This is a genomic window from Opitutus sp. GAS368 (assembly GCF_900104925.1).
In the GTDB taxonomy this organism is placed as follows: Bacteria; Verrucomicrobiota; Verrucomicrobiia; order Opitutales; family Opitutaceae; genus Lacunisphaera.
Genome location: NZ_LT629735.1, coordinates 1,494,214 through 1,510,498, shown reverse-complemented (window position 1 = coordinate 1,510,498; position 16,285 = coordinate 1,494,214). Strand labels below are relative to the sequence as shown.

Sequence of the window (16,285 nt, the reverse complement as noted above, 5' to 3'; positions counted from 1 at the left end):
CGCTTAAAAATAATTCAGAACAGGTTAAGGTTAGCTTTAGGGGCCGGTGCGATAGTGGGTCGGCTTTCCCCCACCATCCCCGCAACCCCTATCCCGAGAAGCTTATGAAAACCGCCCTCAAACTGCTTTGTGCATTCGTCCTCGGTGCCACCGTGCTGTGCGCCGCCGAGGCCCCCAAGAAGAACTGGACGCCCCCGGCCCAGAAGATCCAGGCCCAGGTGCTGTCTGACGAGATCATGGCCAACCACCCCGAGCTGATCAGCATCACCTTCCACGGCGTGCCCCCGGGCATGTCGAAGGTCTACACGATGTTCGCCGGCTCCTACCCGGACCGCATCGGCAACCCGGACGACCCGGATGACGTGATGATCATCGAGCTCGGCATCACCATCCTTGATGCCCGCTGGCACCGCCTGAAGGACCCGGTCAAGAAGTTCGTCATGATGATGCCGCTGCGCGACGCCGCCGGCGAAAACTGCGGCCTGCTGGTCGCCGCCTACAAGAACCCCGATTTCTCGCCCAACGGCAGCAACGCCAAGCTCGAGGCCGAGTTCTTCGCCAAGGGCACCAAGCTCCGCGACGAGCTGCAGAAGAAGATTCCGAGCTACGAGGGCCTGTTCGCCCCGGCCAAGTAACCTCCGTCCGCCCGTCCTCATGAAACTCAAGCTTGCCGCGCTTGCGGTGCTCACGTGGGCCGGCCTGTCGGCCGCCCCGCAATTCTACCGGCTGGAATCGGCGCTCACCATCAAGAGCCCGACGGTTCCGTCGTGGGATTACCTGACCTTCGACCCATCGCGGGACTGCCTCTACATCGCGCGCCGCGACGACGGCATCTTGGTTTACGACACCAAGGCGAAGCAGATCACCAGCGCCCTCGAAGGGTCCGCGGGCGGCAACTCCACGATCCTCGTGCCGGAGTTCGACCGCGCCTACGTCGTCAAGCAGGACGGCAATCTCCTGGTTTACCAGCTCTCCACGCTGAAGAAGACCGGCATCATCAACGTCGGCGACAACGCCGACAACGCCTTCTACGACCCGGTCACCCAGCAGCTCCTCGTCACCCAGGGCGACAGCAGCCAGGTGACCTTCGTCGACGCCAGGACCGGCGCCGCCAACGGTGTGCTCAAGATCGACAGCGAGAGCATCGAGGGCTGCGTCGCCGACGGCGAAGGCAACTTCTACACGGCGCTGCGCGACAAGGACAAGGTCATCAAGATCGACGCCCGGAAGCGCACGCTCCTCGGCGAGTGGACGATCGGTGGCCACGTGAAGCCGAACAGCGTCGCGTTCGACCCGGCGACCAAGCGCCTCTTCGTCACCACCCGCGGCGAAAACCCCGCGCTGCTCGTGTTCGACCCGACCGGCAAGATCGTCGCTGAAAGCACGATCGGCCGCGGCAACGACCAGATCGTCTTCGACGCCGGGACGAAAAAGATCTACACCGCGAACGGGTTCGACGGCACGCTGGTCATCATCGACCAGGTCGACGCCGACACCTACAAGCTCGCCGAGGCGGCCACCACGCGGCCCTACGCCCGGACCATGGCGCTCGACCCCAAGACCAAGACGGTCTACCTGACGACCGCCGAGGGCACGGTAGACCCGGCCAAGAAGCAACGCGCCGAGATCGCGCCGTTCTACCCGAACAAGTATTTCAAGGACACCTTCACGCTGCTGACTTACACGCGCCGCTGATCCGGCCCAGCCCCTGTTCCTTCCATGAATACCCCGTCATTCCTCACCGCGCCGCGGCTGGCCCTCGCCGCCGCGCTTGCCCTGGTCGCCTCCAGCCCCGCCTTCGCGCTGAAATACGCCGCGGTCGAGCACCACCTCAAGGCCGATCCGGCCATTCCCGCGTGGAAACCCGGCCCGGTCGCGTCCGTCCCCGAGGAAGAACTCAATCTCGTCGGTGCCGACATCATGGACGAGATCACGCTCGGCTGGATCAAGATGTTCCGCGAGGCCTACCCGCGCCTCAGCGTCACGATGGAGGCCCGCGCCTCCGGCAGCGGCGTGCCCGCGCTGACCGCCGGCATCGCGCACCTGGCGCCCGTCGGCCGCGAGGCCCTGCCGAAGGAGCACGATGATTTCGTGAAGAAGTTCGGCTACGAGCCGTTCGCCATCAAGGTCGCCACCGGCAGCCTCGGCTCGCTCGGCAAGACCGCGACCAGCATCGTGCTGGTGGCGAAAAGCAACCCGATCAAGGGGCTCACCTTCAAGCAGCTCGACCAGATCTATTCCAAGTCGCACAACCGCGGCGGCGAGGCGATCACGACCTGGGGCCAGCTCGGCCTCACCGGCGAGTGGGCCGACCGTCCGATCCACCCCTACGGCCTCAGGCCGCCCAACGGCATCGAGCAGTTCTTCAAGTGGAAGGTGCTGAACAACGGCGAATGGCGCGACGGCATCCAGAACGTCAAGGGCCAGGGCTTCACCCACGCGTTCACCGTCGCCTCGAACGACATGCACACGCAGCTCGGCGGCCTCACCTACGCGCTGCTCGCCAACGTCACCGACGACGTCCGCGTCGTGCCGCTGGCCGAGAAGGACGGCGACCCGTTCATCGCGCCGACGATCGACACGGTGTATCACCACGTCTATCCGCTCAGCCGCTACGTCTATATCTACGTCAACCGTCCGCCGGGCACCAAGCTCGAGCCCAAGATCAAGGAGTTCCTGAAGTGCGTGCTCAGCCAGCAGGGCCAGAACGTCGTGGCCGCCGAGGGCGTCTTCATGCCGCTGCTGCCCGAGGTTGTGCAAGAGGAGCTCGCCAAGCTCGACTGACGTGAAAGTCAGCCTGTCAGTCTCAGCCCTCGCCTTGCTGGCGGGGGCTTGTTTTTTGCGGGCGGCGGAGCTGCCCTGCGCCAGCGCCGAGAGCATGGACGGCCTGATGCAGGCCTGGACGGCCGGCTTCACCGCGCAGCACCACGGCACGCCGGCGCGCATCACGCTCCGGGCGAAATTCTCGGCGGATTTCACCGATCCGTTGGCGCGGGGCGAGGTGCGGGTGGCGCCCTACGCGCGCGAGCTGTTCGCCACCGAGCAGGCGCGCATCACGCAGCTCGCCGGGGGCGCGCCGCAGCTGGTGCCCGTGGCCACCGGCAGCCGGGCCACGAAGGGCGGCACGCACGCCATCGTGATTTTCGTGAACGAGAAGAACCCGCTGGCGCGGATCTCCCTCGCCCAGCTCCGGGAAATCTTCTCCCGCGCCGGCCAAATCACGACCTGGGGCCAGCTCGGCCTGACCGGCGGGTGGGCGGCGCGGAAAATCACCCTGCACGGGATGAAGGTGCGCCGCGAGACCGGCAACCCGCCCGGCATCGTCAACTTTCTGGAAAACCGCCTGCTCGCCGGCCGCGTATGGTGCGACGATCTGCACGAATACACCGACGTGCCCGGTGGCGCCCAGTCGCTGGAGCAAATCACCCGCGCGGTGGCGGCCGATGAGACCGCGATCGGCTACAGCGGCTTCGCCTATGCCGTGCCCGGCGTGAAGGCGCTCGCGCTCGGCGAGGCGGACACCGGCCCGTTCTACACCGGCACGGAGGCGGAAATCGCGCAACGCCGGTATCCGCTGGCGCGGACCATCTATCTCGTGACCGGGCCGGCACCGGATGCCGTGACCCGGGAGTTTTTGCGCTATGTGCTCGGCCCGGAAGGGCAGGGGGCCATCACGGCCGATGCGCAGGGGTTCTTCCCACTGGTCTCCGCCCCATGAACCCCGTCCAACGCGACTCGGACCGGTGGTTTGCGGAGCAGGTGCTGCCGCACGGCCCCGCCGTGCTGGCGTGGCTGCGGGCCCGGTTTTCGACGCTGTCCGATGCCGAGGACTTGGTGCAGGAAGCCTATGTCCGCGTTCTGAAGGCCCACGCGAAGGGGCCGATCGCCAATCCCCGCGCCTTTCTTTTCACCACGGCGCGCAATCTGGCGCTCAACCAGTTGCGGCACTTGCGATATTCGCAACCGAATGGCTTAACGGAAACCGACCTTTCAACTGTCTTGGATGGTGGCGCGGGCATCCCCGAGACGATCGTCCATGCCGAGGAACTCCAATTTTTGATCGCCGCCATCCAATCCCTGCCCGAACGCTGTCGCCAGATCATCACCTTGCGGAAAATCTACGGCCTGTCCCAAAAGGAGGTGGCGGCGCGGTTGCACATCTCCGAGCACACCGTCGAGGCCCAGGGCGGCATCGGTCTGCGAAAATGCGTGGAGTATTTCCGCAAACATAACCACGCGCGCTGATGCACCGGAATCATTACCCGGAAGCGGATGAAGACCCGTTGGCGGCCCACGCGGCGGAATGGGTGTTGCGCCAGGACCGCGGTCTGACCGCGGTCGAGCAGGACGAGCTGTCCCAGTGGCTGGCGGCCGACCCGCGACACCGCACCGCGTTTGCCGAGCACAGCCGCGGCTGGGATGAGCTTGACCGGCTGGCGGGCCTGCAGGCCTCGGTGCAGGCGAGACCCGATCCGGACTTGCTGGCCCCTCCGCCGGTGGCGGTTTTCCCCCGTCGGGCCTGGCGGCTTTATGCGCCCTTGGGCCTGGCGGCGGCCGCCGCCCTGATCCTCGGCCTGTTTTTCTCCCGCCCCGCGCCCCCGTCTTCCGCCCCGGCGGCCGGGCGCTGGGCTCCCGTGGCCCCGATCGAGGAGCGCCTCCTGACCGATGGCTCCGAGGTGCAATTGAACCGCGGCTCGGTGCTGACCGTCGAATTCACGCCCAGTGAACGCCGGGTCCGCCTGGTGTGCGGCGAAGCCCATTTCAGCGTGGCGAAGAATCCGCTGCGCCCGTTTGTCGTGGTCGCGCACGGGATCGAGGTGCAGGCGGTCGGCACGGCGTTCAATGTCCGGCTCGGCTCCTCGGCGGTCGAGGTCCTTGTCACCGAGGGCAAGGTGCACGTCGAGCATCCCGACGAGCACTCCCCCAATGGCATGAGCCCGGCGACCCCGCTGCTGCTGCCCGGTGACTGCGCCGTGGTGCCGTTCTCCCCGGCGACGGCCCAGGTCGCCCAGCTGTCGGGCGAGCAGATGGCGGAGCAACTCGCCTGGCAGCCGCGCCTGCTGGATTTCTCGGATGCGACCCTGGCGGACATCGCCGCCGAGTTCAACCGCCACAACCCGGTGCGGCTGGTGCTGGCGGATCCCGCGCTGGGCCGCGTCCGGTTGAGTGCGAGCTTCCGCTCGGACAACATCGAGGGCTTTGTTCGCCTGATGGAATCGGACTTCGGCATGCGGGCCGTGCGCAGTGATGAGGCGGAGATCAGCTTGCAGCACTGAGCCGCGGGCGGCGCCAAATACCTTTAGCGGAAAATTGTCCGCGGCGTTTCTTAGCAGGTGAACCCCAACCCCACACATGAAGTCCCCGTTTACCCTCTTGCGCCGGGCCCTCTGGCCCGTGTTCGGCTTGCTGCTGCTTTCCGGATCATTCCCCGCCCGGGTCTTCGCCGCGCCGGCGGAGCCGGTGGCCTTTGATATTCCCGCCGGGCCGGCCGGCCAGACGCTGAAACAGTTTGCCGCCCAGGCCGGGCGGGAGATCGTCTTCTCCCCGGAGGCGGTCGGTGGGGTTCAGACCCGCGCGGTCAAGGGATCGCTGCGGCCGCGGGAGGCCCTCGACGCCCTGCTCGCCGATACCGGCCTGGCCGCCAGCGAGGACGCCAAGACCGGCGCGCTGGCCGTGCGGCGCTCGGCTCCGGTCAAGGCGGACAAGAATCCCGCGCCGGCACCCAAGGCGGGGTCCGAGAATGCCGAGGAGGTCACCAGGCTGGAGACCTACGTCGTCACCACCGGATCGAACATCCCGACGGCGGCCGACGCCGCGGCCGTGCCGGTCGTCGTGCTCGGCCAGCATGACATCGCCCAGACCGGATTGAATTCCAACCTGCTTGAGATCCTGCGCAAGCGCATCCCGGCCTTCGCCGGTCGCAGCAACGCCGGCAACAGCAATGCGACCAACACCAACCAGAGCACCGCCGGCGGCTCGCAGATCGCCCTGCGCAACCTCGACACGCTCGTGCTCATCAACGGCCGGCGTATCGCCACCAGCGGCATCAATGGCAATGGCGGCAAGAGCTTCGTCGACATCAACATGATTCCCGCCGCCGCCATCGAGCGCATGGAGGTGCTGACGGACGGCGCCTCGGCCATCTACGGCTCCGACGCCATCGGCGGCGTGGTCAACATCATCCTCAAGTCCGACTACCGCGGCGGCGAGGTGGGCGGCCGCTACGCCTTCACCACCAACACCGGGCATTACAGCGAACGCTCCGGCTACTTTGTCGCCGGCGCCCACGCCGGGGACGCGAACATCACCGTGACCGGCAGCTGGTCCAAGACGGACCCGCTCTTCCAGGCGGACCGGCCCTTCCTCTACTCCCGCTACAACGCGGCCGGCGTCCTCGATCCGGCCCACGCGACGGATCCGGTCAACGCCAACCTGAAGCCCGGCACCAATTTCCCGGGCTTCGTCGCCGGCAACTACCTGAAGCCGACGCTGAACTCGCCCAGCCAGTCCAATCCCGTGGGCACCGCGGCGACGGCCGCCGGCATGGCCGACCTGATCGCCAACGGCACCTACGTCGCCGCCGGCGACCCCTCCATCCCGCTCTTCAATGTCGCGCCCTACACCAACATCCTGCTCGCCCAGGAGCAGCGCTCCGCCGTCATCAGCTATTCCGCGGTCATGATCCCGAAGAAACTGACGGTCTTCGGGGACCTGATGACCGCCGACACCCGCAGCTCCACCCAGAACCTCGGCGGCAACGGCAACTTCCTCGGCAACCTCCGCACCGTCACGGTGCCGGCGGGCGCGCCCTACAATCCCACGACCGGTGCGGTGGCCGGCGTCGTCGCCGGCACGCTCGACACCCGCGTGAAGACCTCCAACCACGCTCGCGGCGACCGGCTGACCTTCGGTATGCGCGGCGAGATCAATCCCGACTGGAACTGGGAGGTCGGCTACACCTACAGCGAGAACAAGCTCGACCAGCGCCTCGCCAACGTCGTCTTCGTCCCGAACTTCCTGCCGGCCATCAACGGCGGCTTCGACGCCTCCGGCGCGGTCATGGCCGGCGGCAAGTTCAGCAAGGTTACCTCGCTGGCCACCGGCGCGACCGTCGTCCAGCCCGCGCTCGATCCGTTCGCCCGCGCCGGCCTCGATCCCGCGGCCCTCGCCAACGTCTACGGCACCGAGCTGATCAAGGTGGACAGCCGGCTGACGTCGGTCGATGCCAAGCTCGTGGGCGCCTTCGGCGAACTGCCGGCGGGCCGGGTCGGCCTCGCGCTCGGCGGGGCCCGGCGCCGCGAATCGCTCTCCGGCCTGCCCGACAACAATTCCTACCGCGGCGACCTGACCAAGTCGAACTGGGCCGGCGGCGTGCTCTTCGACCCGTTCGGCCAGGGCCGGGACATCGACTCGCTCTTCGCCGAGGTCCGCGTGCCGGTCACCGGCGACAAGCTCGCCCCGCCCGCGTTGCACGCCCTCGACCTCACCTTGGCCGAGCGGTATGAGAAATACAGCGACGCCGGCAAATCCACCGTCCCCAAGATCGGCCTGCGGTGGCAGCCGGTGGACGAGCAGGTCACCCTTCGCTACACGTATTCGCGGTCGTTCACGGCCCCGACCCTCAGTGCGCTGTTCTCCACGCCCAACGGCGGCTTTGTCACCAACACGATCCTCGCCACCGCGCTGTTGGACCCGACGGTCGGCACCAAGACCTTCTTCTCCGGCAACGGCAACAACCCGGGGCTTCAACCGAGCAAATCGCACTCGAGCTCGTTCGGCGTCGTCGTGTCGCCCAAGGCCGTCAAGGGCCTGAGCGTGACGGTCAACTACGTCGACGTCACCCAGAACGGCCTGCCCGCCGGTATCGGCGGCAACGTCATCGTCGCCAGCGTCAACACCCTGGGTTCCGCCTCGCCCTATTTCCGCAACGCCGCGGTCGGCAACATCCCGGGCGGTCCCGGTTCCAGCCAGGCGCTGCTCGCCGCGCCCGGCGGCCTCAAGACCTACATCACGAGTCCCGGCTACGCCGGCGACCTCTACATCCTGGACAACCAGGCGAACTCCGGCACGGTGCACGTCAAGGCGATGGACCTCAGCCTGGAATACGAGCTGCCCGCCACCAGCCTCGGCCGGTTCACGGTCTCGACCACCGGCACCTACCTGCAGTCCTTCCTCGTCCAGCGCCTGCCCACCGACCCGGTCTACGAATACGCCGGTTACTCCACGAACGGCCAGACGATGAGCGGCACGTTCCCGAAATACAGCTTCTACTCCACGCTCGAGTGGAAGCAGGGCGACTGGGCCGCGCAGCTGGGCAGCACCCATGTCAGCTCGATGACGGACATCCTCAGCGGCCAGATCCCCGACCTTTACCTGGCCAATCCCGCGACGCCGCCCGCGACGAAGGTCGCCGCCTACACGACGTTCGACCTGCAGGGTTCCTTCACCTTCGGGAAGGGTGAGGCCTCCGCGCTGTGGAAATGCCTCAAGGGCCTGAAGGTCACCGTCGGCGTGAACAACTTGACCAACAAGATGCCGCCCTTTGCGCCGAAGTCGCAGCCCGCCGGCTCGAACAACAACAACGTCGACGTGGCGCAATATTCCCCCGTCGGCCGCCTTTGGTTCATTTCCGCCGATGTCAAATTCTGAGTCAGGCGGATGACTGGGTGAAGCAACCGGGGGTCGCGGGACCTCCGGTTTGCCCGCCCCGGATAAACGAGAATTAATGCACGATTCAGCTTCGGTTCATGGGACGGGGCCAAGATGCTCCCTCTTCCCGCGGGCAGACTGATTTCCCCTCCAGCCAATCCATTATGAAAAACCACCCCAAATCCGCGTTGCTCGCCGTTCTCGCCCTGACCGTTTCCGCCGTTTCCACCTTGGCCGCGGAGACCTCGCCCGACCCCACCTGGCGCAAGCCGGGCGACAACAAGATCTATGCCCAGCAGCTCGTGAACGAGCTGATGGCCAAACACCCCGAGCTGGTCGTCGTCGGCCTCCATGCCACGGTGCCCGGCGCCAAGACCGAGACCATGATCGCCACCAACCTCGATCGCGTCGGCAAGGTGGATGACGATGATGACATCGCCGTCGCCACCGAGCACAAGACGATCCTCGCCCCCAACATGAAGGACCCGGCCAGGTTCGAGGTGCAGATCCCGCTCAAGGACAGCGCCGGCAATTTCCTCGGCGCCTCCTGCGGCCTGGTGTTCAAATACAAGGCGGGCGACGACGAAGTGCAACTCCACGTCAAGGCCCTCGCCATCCGGGACTGGCTCGCCAGGAAAACCCCGGACCTCGCCACCCTCCTGCAGCCCGTCAAATAAGCCCGCCCCGCGTTTTTCCCTTCCGCCCATGATCACATCCCGCCACCTGCCCCGACTTTCCCTCGCCGCCCTGGCCGCCTGCCTCGGCGTCGCCGGCCTCCGCGCCGCCGACGGGAAAGTCCTGCTCACCCCCGATCGCTCGGTCAAAATCGCCGGCTCCAAGGGCAAGTTCGACTTCCTCGAGGTCGACACCAGGAACAACCGCCTCCTCGCCGCCCATGAGAAAGACGAGACCGCCGATTTCATCGACCTGAAGACCGGCACCGTGCTCGCCCGGCTCAAGACCGGCCCGACGGTCGGCATCACCACCAACCCCGCCGGCGACACCTACTACGCCAGCGTGCAGGACGACAAGCGCATCGCCATCATCGACGCCAAGTCCCTCAAGGAAACCGGCTCCATCGCGCTCACCGGCGAGACCGACGCCATCATCTTCGATGCCAAGGATGGAGCCCTCTACGTGACCCATGACAACGGCGACGAGGTCTGGGCCATCGATGCCGCCGCCGCGAAGGTCAAGGCGACCATCCCGGTGCCCAACGGTCCGGAGGGCATGGCGCATGACGCCGGCGCGGACCGCGTCTACATGAACAGCAAGACCACCAGCCAGGTCGTCGTCATCAGCACGAAGACCAACACCGTCGTCGCACAGTGGCCCACCGCTCCCGCCACCGGGCCGCACGGCCTCGCGTTCGACGCCGCGGCCGGCCGCATCTATGTCTCGGGCGACAACGGCATCCTGGTCGCGATCGACACCAAGACCGGCAAGGTCATCGGCTCGACCGAGATCACGAAGAAGGTGGATCAGATCGCCTTTGACGCCGGCACGAAGCGCATCTTCTGCGCCGGTCCCGGCCAGATGTCCGTCGTGCAGGCCACGAAGGACGGGGTGAAATTCCTTGGCAACGTTGCCAGCGCGGACACGGCGAAGAATGTCGCCGTCGATCCGGCGACGCACCAGGTGTGGACGACCTACACCGACGGCACCGACGCTTACGCCAAGTCGTGGCGGCAGCCTTGAGCCCGCACCCAACCTGATCGGGCGACCCCCTCCGATATGAGGCGTTTGCTGATACTCCTGCTGGGTGGAGCCGCGCTGCCCTTATGGTCGGGCCGGGCCGAGCCTTTGGAGCTCCCACCTTACGAGCCGCGGCCGGTGGTGGCGCCGCAGGGCGCGCATTATGTCACGCCCGACGGGGCGCTGGCCGTGATCGGCTACAACGACATGGAGCAGATGCTCGAGATGCTTGGCACGCGGTTCGCGGCGCTGCATCCCGACATCCGGTTCGCGCTCACGCTCAAGGGCACGCGCACGGCGCCGCCGGCCCTGGCCCGCAGCGAGTCGGCCTTTGCCCCGATGGGGGCGGAGTTCTCCCCGGAGCAGCTGGCGGACTACCGGGCGGTGACGGGCAGCGAACCCAGGATGTTCCGGGTGGCCCATGCTTCACTCGATCCCGTCGCCTTGAGCGGGCCGCTGGCGATCATCGTGCACCGGGACAACCCGCTCACGGTGCTCACGCTGGCCGAGGTGGCGGACATCTTCTCCGGCCGGACGGTGCGGGGGCTGCATCCCTGCGGCCTGTTGCCCACCACAGCCCTGGGGTTGTTCATGCGCCAGCGCACGATGGCCGGCGGTAATTTTGGCGAAGGGTTCAAGGGATTTCCGCAATCACGCGATGTGGTCGAGGCGGTGGCCGCCGACCCGCAGGCCATCGGCTTTGCGGCCGCCATGCGCGCCATGCCGGGGGTCAAGATCCTGGCCCTGGCCCCGGGATCCGGGGTGCCGCCCGTGCCGCTGACCGATGAGACCATTCGGAGCGGGCGCTACCCGCTGGATCGTTTTTTACTGATTTACACCCGCCAATCGCTGGAGCCCGTGGTGCGTGAATACCTGCGCTTCATTTTGTCCCGGGAAGGGCAGGAGGCAATCGCACGCGGCACACTGGGCTACCTGCCGCTCAATGCCGCGGAGCTCGCCACGGAACGGGCGAAACTTGATTGAGGAACTCAGGCTGGACCCCACCTGAAGGCGATTTAAGGTAGGGTTCAGATTGGCTTTAGCAAAATACCCTAGGGTGAGATTGCAGTCACTTGGATTGCCCGGCGCTTCACCGGTCACCTCTACCCTAACTCCAGACCCCACCCATGAACACCCCTGTTGCCCCCGCGGCACGTCGCGCCGCTTTCGCCTTTGGCTGGGCGTTTTCGGCCGCCCTGGCGGTTGCCCAAACCGCCCCGGAAACCCCCGCCACGCCGGCGCCCGCCGAGGAAAAGACCTCCGGCGAGGTCGTCCAGCTCGACACGCTCACGGTCACGACGGCCATCGGCACCTACCATCAGGAGACCTCCTCGATGGCCTCGAAGATCCCGATGGATCTGAAGGAACTCGCGTCCTCGCTCCAGATCATGAACGCCACGGCCATCTCGGACCGCAATGCGGTCACGCTGGTGGACGTGTTCGGCTACGTCGTCGGTGCCAACCAGTCGCAGTCCAACATCAACGGCTTCACCTTCCGCGGCTTCCCGAACACGGGCAGCTACACGCAGAACATCCAGTTCGACGGCCTCATGGGTCCCACGCTGAAGAAGGCCGCGACCAGCGCGGCCAACGTGGACAGCATGGAATTCCTGAAGGGACCGAACGGCGTGCTCTACGGGCAGATGAATCCCGGCGGCCTGCTGAACATCGTCACCAAGAGCCCCAAGGAAGTGCAGGAATCCTACATGCGGGTGACCGCGGGCGTCTATGCCGGCGAATTCAACAGCTTCGGTTCCAAAGTCACCAACACCTTCAGCTATGACACCACGGGCCCCGTCCCGGGCGTCAAAGGCCTGTTCTACCGCTTTGTCGCCGACATCGGCAGCGTGCCGACCTCGCGGCCGGGCAACTGGGACCGCATCTACACCTTCTATCCCTCGCTCACCTACAAGTGGAGCGCGGACACCAGCTTCACGGTCAAGATGGAGAACAGCCGGGATCGCCGCCGCGCGGATGACGGGCAGATGCCGATCTTCACCAGCGCGCCCATCACGGTGGTCCTCGGTGGGGTGAACGTCGTGACCGCGGCCTACGGCGAAAATGCCACCTTTGTCACCGCGCCCCTCAACACGGTTTACGGCGACCACAAGGACGGCAATCTCGACTATGGCGACGCCATCTCCACCTTCTTCCACACCGCGATTGGCGAGTGGCAGTTCCGTCTCAATTCCCGTTCGGTCTGGCATGTGGACGACGTGCAGCAGTTCACGCTCAACAATGCCAATGTCTGGTTCCCGACGTCCAAGTATGCCACGCCGACCTCCCTCATCCGGCGCCAATACAACCACGTCAAGAACGGCCACCGCTACAATTACATCGATGCCAATGCCTTCCGGAAATTCAAGACGGGTTCGCTTGAGCACACCGTGCTCTTCGGCGTCGGCGGCGGCTGGGAATTCTTCGGCAACAAGCGCATTGCTTTCGGCCCGAACGTGACCGCCGCCCAGGCCATCACGCTCTACAACCCGATCCTCGACCAGGTCCCGTATCCCGCCGAGGGCACCGGGGCCACCGACCAGAAAACCGACCAGACCGCCTTGGGCGAATATGTCTCCGACCAGATGAGATGGGGTAAACTCCATGTATCGGTCGGCGCCCGTCACGATCACCAGGAGGTTAGCGGCCTCGACAAGCTCAATCCGGGCCCGACCACCTTCTCCAACGTCCTCGATGCCTATACCAAACAGGCCGGCGTGGTCTACGATGTCACCCCGCAGGTTTCCGCTTACGCGAGCTTCAGTCAGTCGATCAAGCCGCAGACGGTCATCGCCTACGACACCAACGGCTTTTCCGACTTCCCGCCGGAGACGGGCGAGCAAAAGGAGCTCGGCGTGAAATTCGAGACGCCCGGCAAGAATCTCAACGTGTCCCTGGCCGGTTACGAGATCACGCGCACGAATGTCCTGGTCCCCACCGGCCAAAACTTCACGGTGGCCACGGGCAACGCCACGGCCGGCGCGGCCATTTCCCGCCTCGACGGCGGGCAGAAGAGTTCCGGCGTCGAGATCGAGGTGCAGTGGCAGCCCGTGAAAAACTGGCAGGTGCAGGCCGGCTATGCCTATTCGCATGCGCGCATCACGGCCTCCTTGAAATTCCCCGAATCGGTCGGCGCGGACCTTAACAATGCCCCCCGCAATACCGGCAATCTCTGGACCCGCTACAACTTCCCCACCGGCAGCCTGAAGGGCTTCGGCGTCGGCACCGGCATTGTCTACACCGGCGAAGCCTGGGGCGGCGACCCGACCTCGTCGGTCTACTTCAAGATGCCGGCCTGGAGCCGCGTGGACTCGGCCTTCTACTACAAGTGGAAGCGCTACGACTTCTCCCTGAACATCCAGAATCTCTTCGACCGGCGCTACATCTCGTCCGCCTTCAGCGCGCAGCTCCTCAACGTCGGCGAGCAGCGCAAGCTGACCTTCTCGGCCGGCATGAAGTTCTAAAGCGGGCGCCATCTGGTTCTGCCCTTCGTGGCCGCCGCATCCCGGCGGCCATTTTTTTTGCCCCCGGTTTCTTTAGAAAAATTCAGCGAAGCTTCATGCTGGCTTCAGGAGCCTTTGGCATGCTGGCCCCGCTTTCATTCCCGGCCCGCTCGGACGCTTTCCTCCATCACCCCATGAAATCACCCCGCCGTCTCGTTGCCGTGCTGCTGCTCTTCAGCGCACTGCTCGCTCCGTTTCTCTCCGCCGCCCCGGCAAGGATCAAGATCAAGCTGGCGCCCATGCCCGGCATCGGCCACCTCGTGCCGGAGCTGGCGCGCGGGCTCGGCTATTTCGAGCAGGAGGGCATCGAGGTGGAATACGTCAACGTCATGAACTACCGGGACGAGGATTTCTACTCCACCGAGCTGTTCAAGGACGGCACGATCGACGCCGAGATCTGCTGGTATCAGCGCGTCGTGTTCGGCATCGGCAATGACGCGCCCGCCCGGGCGGTCCTCCTGATCGAGAACAGCCCGCACCTGACGATCTCCGTGGCCAACCGGCTGAAGGACCAGATCAAGACGGCCGCCGATTTCAAGGGCCGGACCATCGCCGACTCCGAGGGGTTCTCGACCAAGCGCTACCTGACGGACACCGTCATCGCCCACGCCGGCCTGACCCCGGCCGACTACACCCCGGCGCCGGGGGAGCTCACGGCCAAGCTGCCCCTGCTGGTCAAGGCCCTCCAGGCCAACCAGGTCGACATTGTGTCGAGCATGGAGCCGCTGACCACCGGACTGATGGCCACCAAGCTCGTCACCCCGCTTTTTGACCTGGCCACGGGGGAAGGCACGCGCCGCGCCCTGGGCGATGTCTGGCCCGCCCGCTGCCTCTACCTGGCCCCGGACTACATCAAGGCGCATCCCGACCGGGTGCAGCGGCTCGTCAACGTCTTCGTCCGCACCCTGCGCTACATCGACACCCACAGCGCGGAGGAGATCATCGCGAAGCTGCCCGCCGGCTACTTCGCCCCGGACATGAACAACGATCTCTGGGCCGAATACAAGAAGGGGAAGATCGACGAGATCGCGAAGATCAAGCCGGGCATGGCGCACGGCGACTACTCGATCCCGCCGTCCGCGGCGAAGCTCGCCTGCGAGGTCCTCTTCCACACGAACTTCGATGACAGCCCGGAAGGCAAGTATCGCCGCGCCGCCGCCCAGAGCGGCAAGGTCCGCCCGGAGGACACCTACGACAACCGCTTTGTCGAAAAGGCCATGAAGGAGATCAAGTGATCCGCGGCAAAAACCGGACGGCGTGAAAACCTTCCTCCAGTCGGCCGCGCGCACAGGCCTGCTCGGGGCGATGCTGGCCCTGGCGTCCGTCGCGCGCGGCGCGGACTTTGACCCGGCCGGCCGGCCGGGATATTCCGCGCAGACCCCCAACGTGCACGGCGTGGTGCGGATCCACGACAGCGAGCTCACGCAGCACCTCGTGCACCTCTGGCAGGACGGTTTCCTGAAGCTCCATCCGCTGGTGCGCTACGACGAATACACCGTGCCGGCCTGGTTCAACGGGCTGTGCGCGGACACCGCCGACCTCGCGGTAGCCGGCCGGCGCGTCTACCTGACCGAGCTCAAGGGCTTCGAGAGCATTTACGGTTATCCGCCGCTCGAGATCACCTTCGCCACCGGCGGCTTCGACCAGCGCAAGGGCAACACGCCGGGTGTGATCATCTTCGTGCACAAGGACAATCCGCTGCAGCAGCTGACGCTCGACCAGCTCGACGGCATCCTCGGCGCCGAGCGCACCGGCGGCTGGTCCGGCTCGAAATGGACCGCCGACGCGGCGCGCGGCCCGGAGAAGAACCTCCGCACGTGGGGCCAGCTCGGCCTGACGGGCGAATGGGCGGACAAGCCGATCAGCATCTTCGGCATCGATGCCACGCTCAGCGGCTGGTCCGGCCTGATCCAGCAGGTGGTGTTCAAGGGCGGCGACAAGTGGAACCCCGTCATCCACGAGATCGTGCGCGGCGGCACCGAGGTGCCGGCCGACGCCCAGATTGTCGCCGGCGTGGCGCAGGACCGCTACGCCATCGGTTTCAGCTTCATGCGGGTGGTGGAGCAGAATCCCGGGGTGAAGCCGGTCGCGCTCGCCCGCGAGGCGGGCGGGCCGTTCGTCGCGCCGACGGAGCAGAGCTTTGCCGCGCGCAGCTACCCGCTGGTGACCTCGCTGTATATCTACCTCAACCGCCCGCCGGGGAAGCCGGTTCCGCCGCGGCTGAAGGAGTTCCTCGCCTACATCCTCAGCCGCGAGGGCCAGCAGGCGGTCGCCGCGGACGGCATGTATATCCCGCTGAGCCCGGAGGCCGCGCAGGCCGAGCTCAAGAAACTCGAATGATGATACAGCCATGAGGTTTTTGCGTTTTATTCGCTGGGAGTGTGATGCCCCGGAGCTTGCTCCGACGTGGATGAGGCGTTGTAGGAGCCTGCTTGCAGGCG

At 66.1% G+C, this 16,285-nt stretch carries 13 protein-coding genes; all 13 read left to right on the top strand.

Annotated features, from left to right (window positions below):
• Positions 1–104: 104 nt before the first annotated feature.
• Positions 105–635, top strand: coding sequence for a hypothetical protein (locus BLU29_RS06375; protein ID WP_197677774.1), 531 nt, complete (start codon positions 105–107; stop codon positions 633–635).
• A 19-nt stretch (positions 636–654) separates the two neighbouring features.
• On the top strand, positions 655–1,695 hold the full coding sequence (locus tag BLU29_RS06370) for a YncE family protein (RefSeq protein WP_197677773.1): 1,041 nt from the start codon (positions 655–657) through the stop codon (positions 1,693–1,695).
• A gap of 24 nt (positions 1,696–1,719) precedes the next feature.
• Positions 1,720–2,784, top strand: a complete 1,065-nt coding sequence (locus BLU29_RS06365; RefSeq protein WP_091056032.1) for a substrate-binding domain-containing protein — start codon at positions 1,720–1,722, stop codon at positions 2,782–2,784.
• A gap of 1 nt (position 2,785) precedes the next feature.
• Positions 2,786–3,718 (top strand): substrate-binding domain-containing protein, encoded by a 933-nt coding sequence (locus tag BLU29_RS06360; RefSeq protein ID WP_157693682.1) that lies wholly within the window; start codon positions 2,786–2,788, stop codon positions 3,716–3,718.
• On the top strand, positions 3,715–4,245 hold the full coding sequence (locus BLU29_RS06355; protein WP_091056031.1) for an RNA polymerase sigma factor: 531 nt from the start codon (positions 3,715–3,717) through the stop codon (positions 4,243–4,245). The genes BLU29_RS06360 and BLU29_RS06355 overlap by 4 nt, the downstream gene beginning before the upstream one ends.
• Positions 4,245–5,276 (top strand): FecR domain-containing protein, encoded by a 1,032-nt coding sequence (locus tag BLU29_RS06350; protein ID WP_091056029.1) that lies wholly within the window; start codon positions 4,245–4,247, stop codon positions 5,274–5,276. Before BLU29_RS06355 ends, BLU29_RS06350 begins: the two co-directional genes overlap by 1 nt.
• A gap of 76 nt (positions 5,277–5,352) precedes the next feature.
• The gene (locus BLU29_RS06345) at positions 5,353–8,649 is read left to right on the top strand and encodes a TonB-dependent receptor (protein ID WP_091056028.1); all 3,297 of its coding nucleotides are present in this window, start codon (positions 5,353–5,355) and stop codon (positions 8,647–8,649) included.
• 164 nt (positions 8,650–8,813) lie between these two features.
• Complete coding sequence (locus tag BLU29_RS06340) at positions 8,814–9,326, top strand: hypothetical protein (RefSeq protein ID WP_091056026.1); 513 nt, start codon at positions 8,814–8,816, stop codon at positions 9,324–9,326.
• Between the two features lie 28 nt (positions 9,327–9,354).
• Entirely contained in the window at positions 9,355–10,347 is a 993-nt protein-coding gene (locus BLU29_RS06335; protein WP_091056025.1) for a YncE family protein, read from the top strand.
• A gap of 36 nt (positions 10,348–10,383) precedes the next feature.
• Complete coding sequence (locus tag BLU29_RS06330; protein WP_091056023.1) at positions 10,384–11,328, top strand: substrate-binding domain-containing protein; 945 nt, start codon at positions 10,384–10,386, stop codon at positions 11,326–11,328.
• 143 nt (positions 11,329–11,471) lie between these two features.
• A complete protein-coding gene (locus tag BLU29_RS06325; protein ID WP_091056022.1) occupies positions 11,472–13,805 on the top strand; it encodes a TonB-dependent siderophore receptor in 2,334 nt (777 codons plus the stop codon).
• 173 nt (positions 13,806–13,978) lie between these two features.
• A complete protein-coding gene (locus tag BLU29_RS06320) occupies positions 13,979–15,079 on the top strand; it encodes an ABC transporter substrate-binding protein (protein ID WP_157693681.1) in 1,101 nt (366 codons plus the stop codon).
• 22 nt (positions 15,080–15,101) lie between these two features.
• Positions 15,102–16,184, top strand: a complete 1,083-nt coding sequence (locus BLU29_RS06315) for a substrate-binding domain-containing protein (RefSeq protein WP_091056019.1) — start codon at positions 15,102–15,104, stop codon at positions 16,182–16,184.
• Positions 16,185–16,285: the final 101 nt, after the last annotated feature.

Bases quoted from the DNA above. Each gene is read 5' to 3' on its own strand.
- BLU29_RS06335 (WP_091056025.1), top strand. From the start codon at position 9,355: ATGATCACATCCCGCCACCTGCCCCGACTTTCCCTCGCCGCCCTGGCC.
- BLU29_RS06365 (WP_091056032.1), top strand. From the start codon at position 1,720: ATGAATACCCCGTCATTCCTCACCGCGCCGCGGCTGGCCCTCGCCGCC.
- BLU29_RS06340 (WP_091056026.1), top strand. From the start codon at position 8,814: ATGAAAAACCACCCCAAATCCGCGTTGCTCGCCGTTCTCGCCCTGACC.
- BLU29_RS06330 (WP_091056023.1), top strand. From the start codon at position 10,384: ATGAGGCGTTTGCTGATACTCCTGCTGGGTGGAGCCGCGCTGCCCTTA.
- BLU29_RS06345 (WP_091056028.1), top strand. From the start codon at position 5,353: ATGAAGTCCCCGTTTACCCTCTTGCGCCGGGCCCTCTGGCCCGTGTTC.
- BLU29_RS06375 (WP_197677774.1), top strand. From the start codon at position 105: ATGAAAACCGCCCTCAAACTGCTTTGTGCATTCGTCCTCGGTGCCACC.
- BLU29_RS06370 (WP_197677773.1), top strand. From the start codon at position 655: ATGAAACTCAAGCTTGCCGCGCTTGCGGTGCTCACGTGGGCCGGCCTG.
- BLU29_RS06350 (WP_091056029.1), top strand. From the start codon at position 4,245: ATGCACCGGAATCATTACCCGGAAGCGGATGAAGACCCGTTGGCGGCC.
- BLU29_RS06325 (WP_091056022.1), top strand. From the start codon at position 11,472: ATGAACACCCCTGTTGCCCCCGCGGCACGTCGCGCCGCTTTCGCCTTT.
- BLU29_RS06320 (WP_157693681.1), top strand. From the start codon at position 13,979: ATGAAATCACCCCGCCGTCTCGTTGCCGTGCTGCTGCTCTTCAGCGCA.
- BLU29_RS06355 (WP_091056031.1), top strand. From the start codon at position 3,715: ATGAACCCCGTCCAACGCGACTCGGACCGGTGGTTTGCGGAGCAGGTG.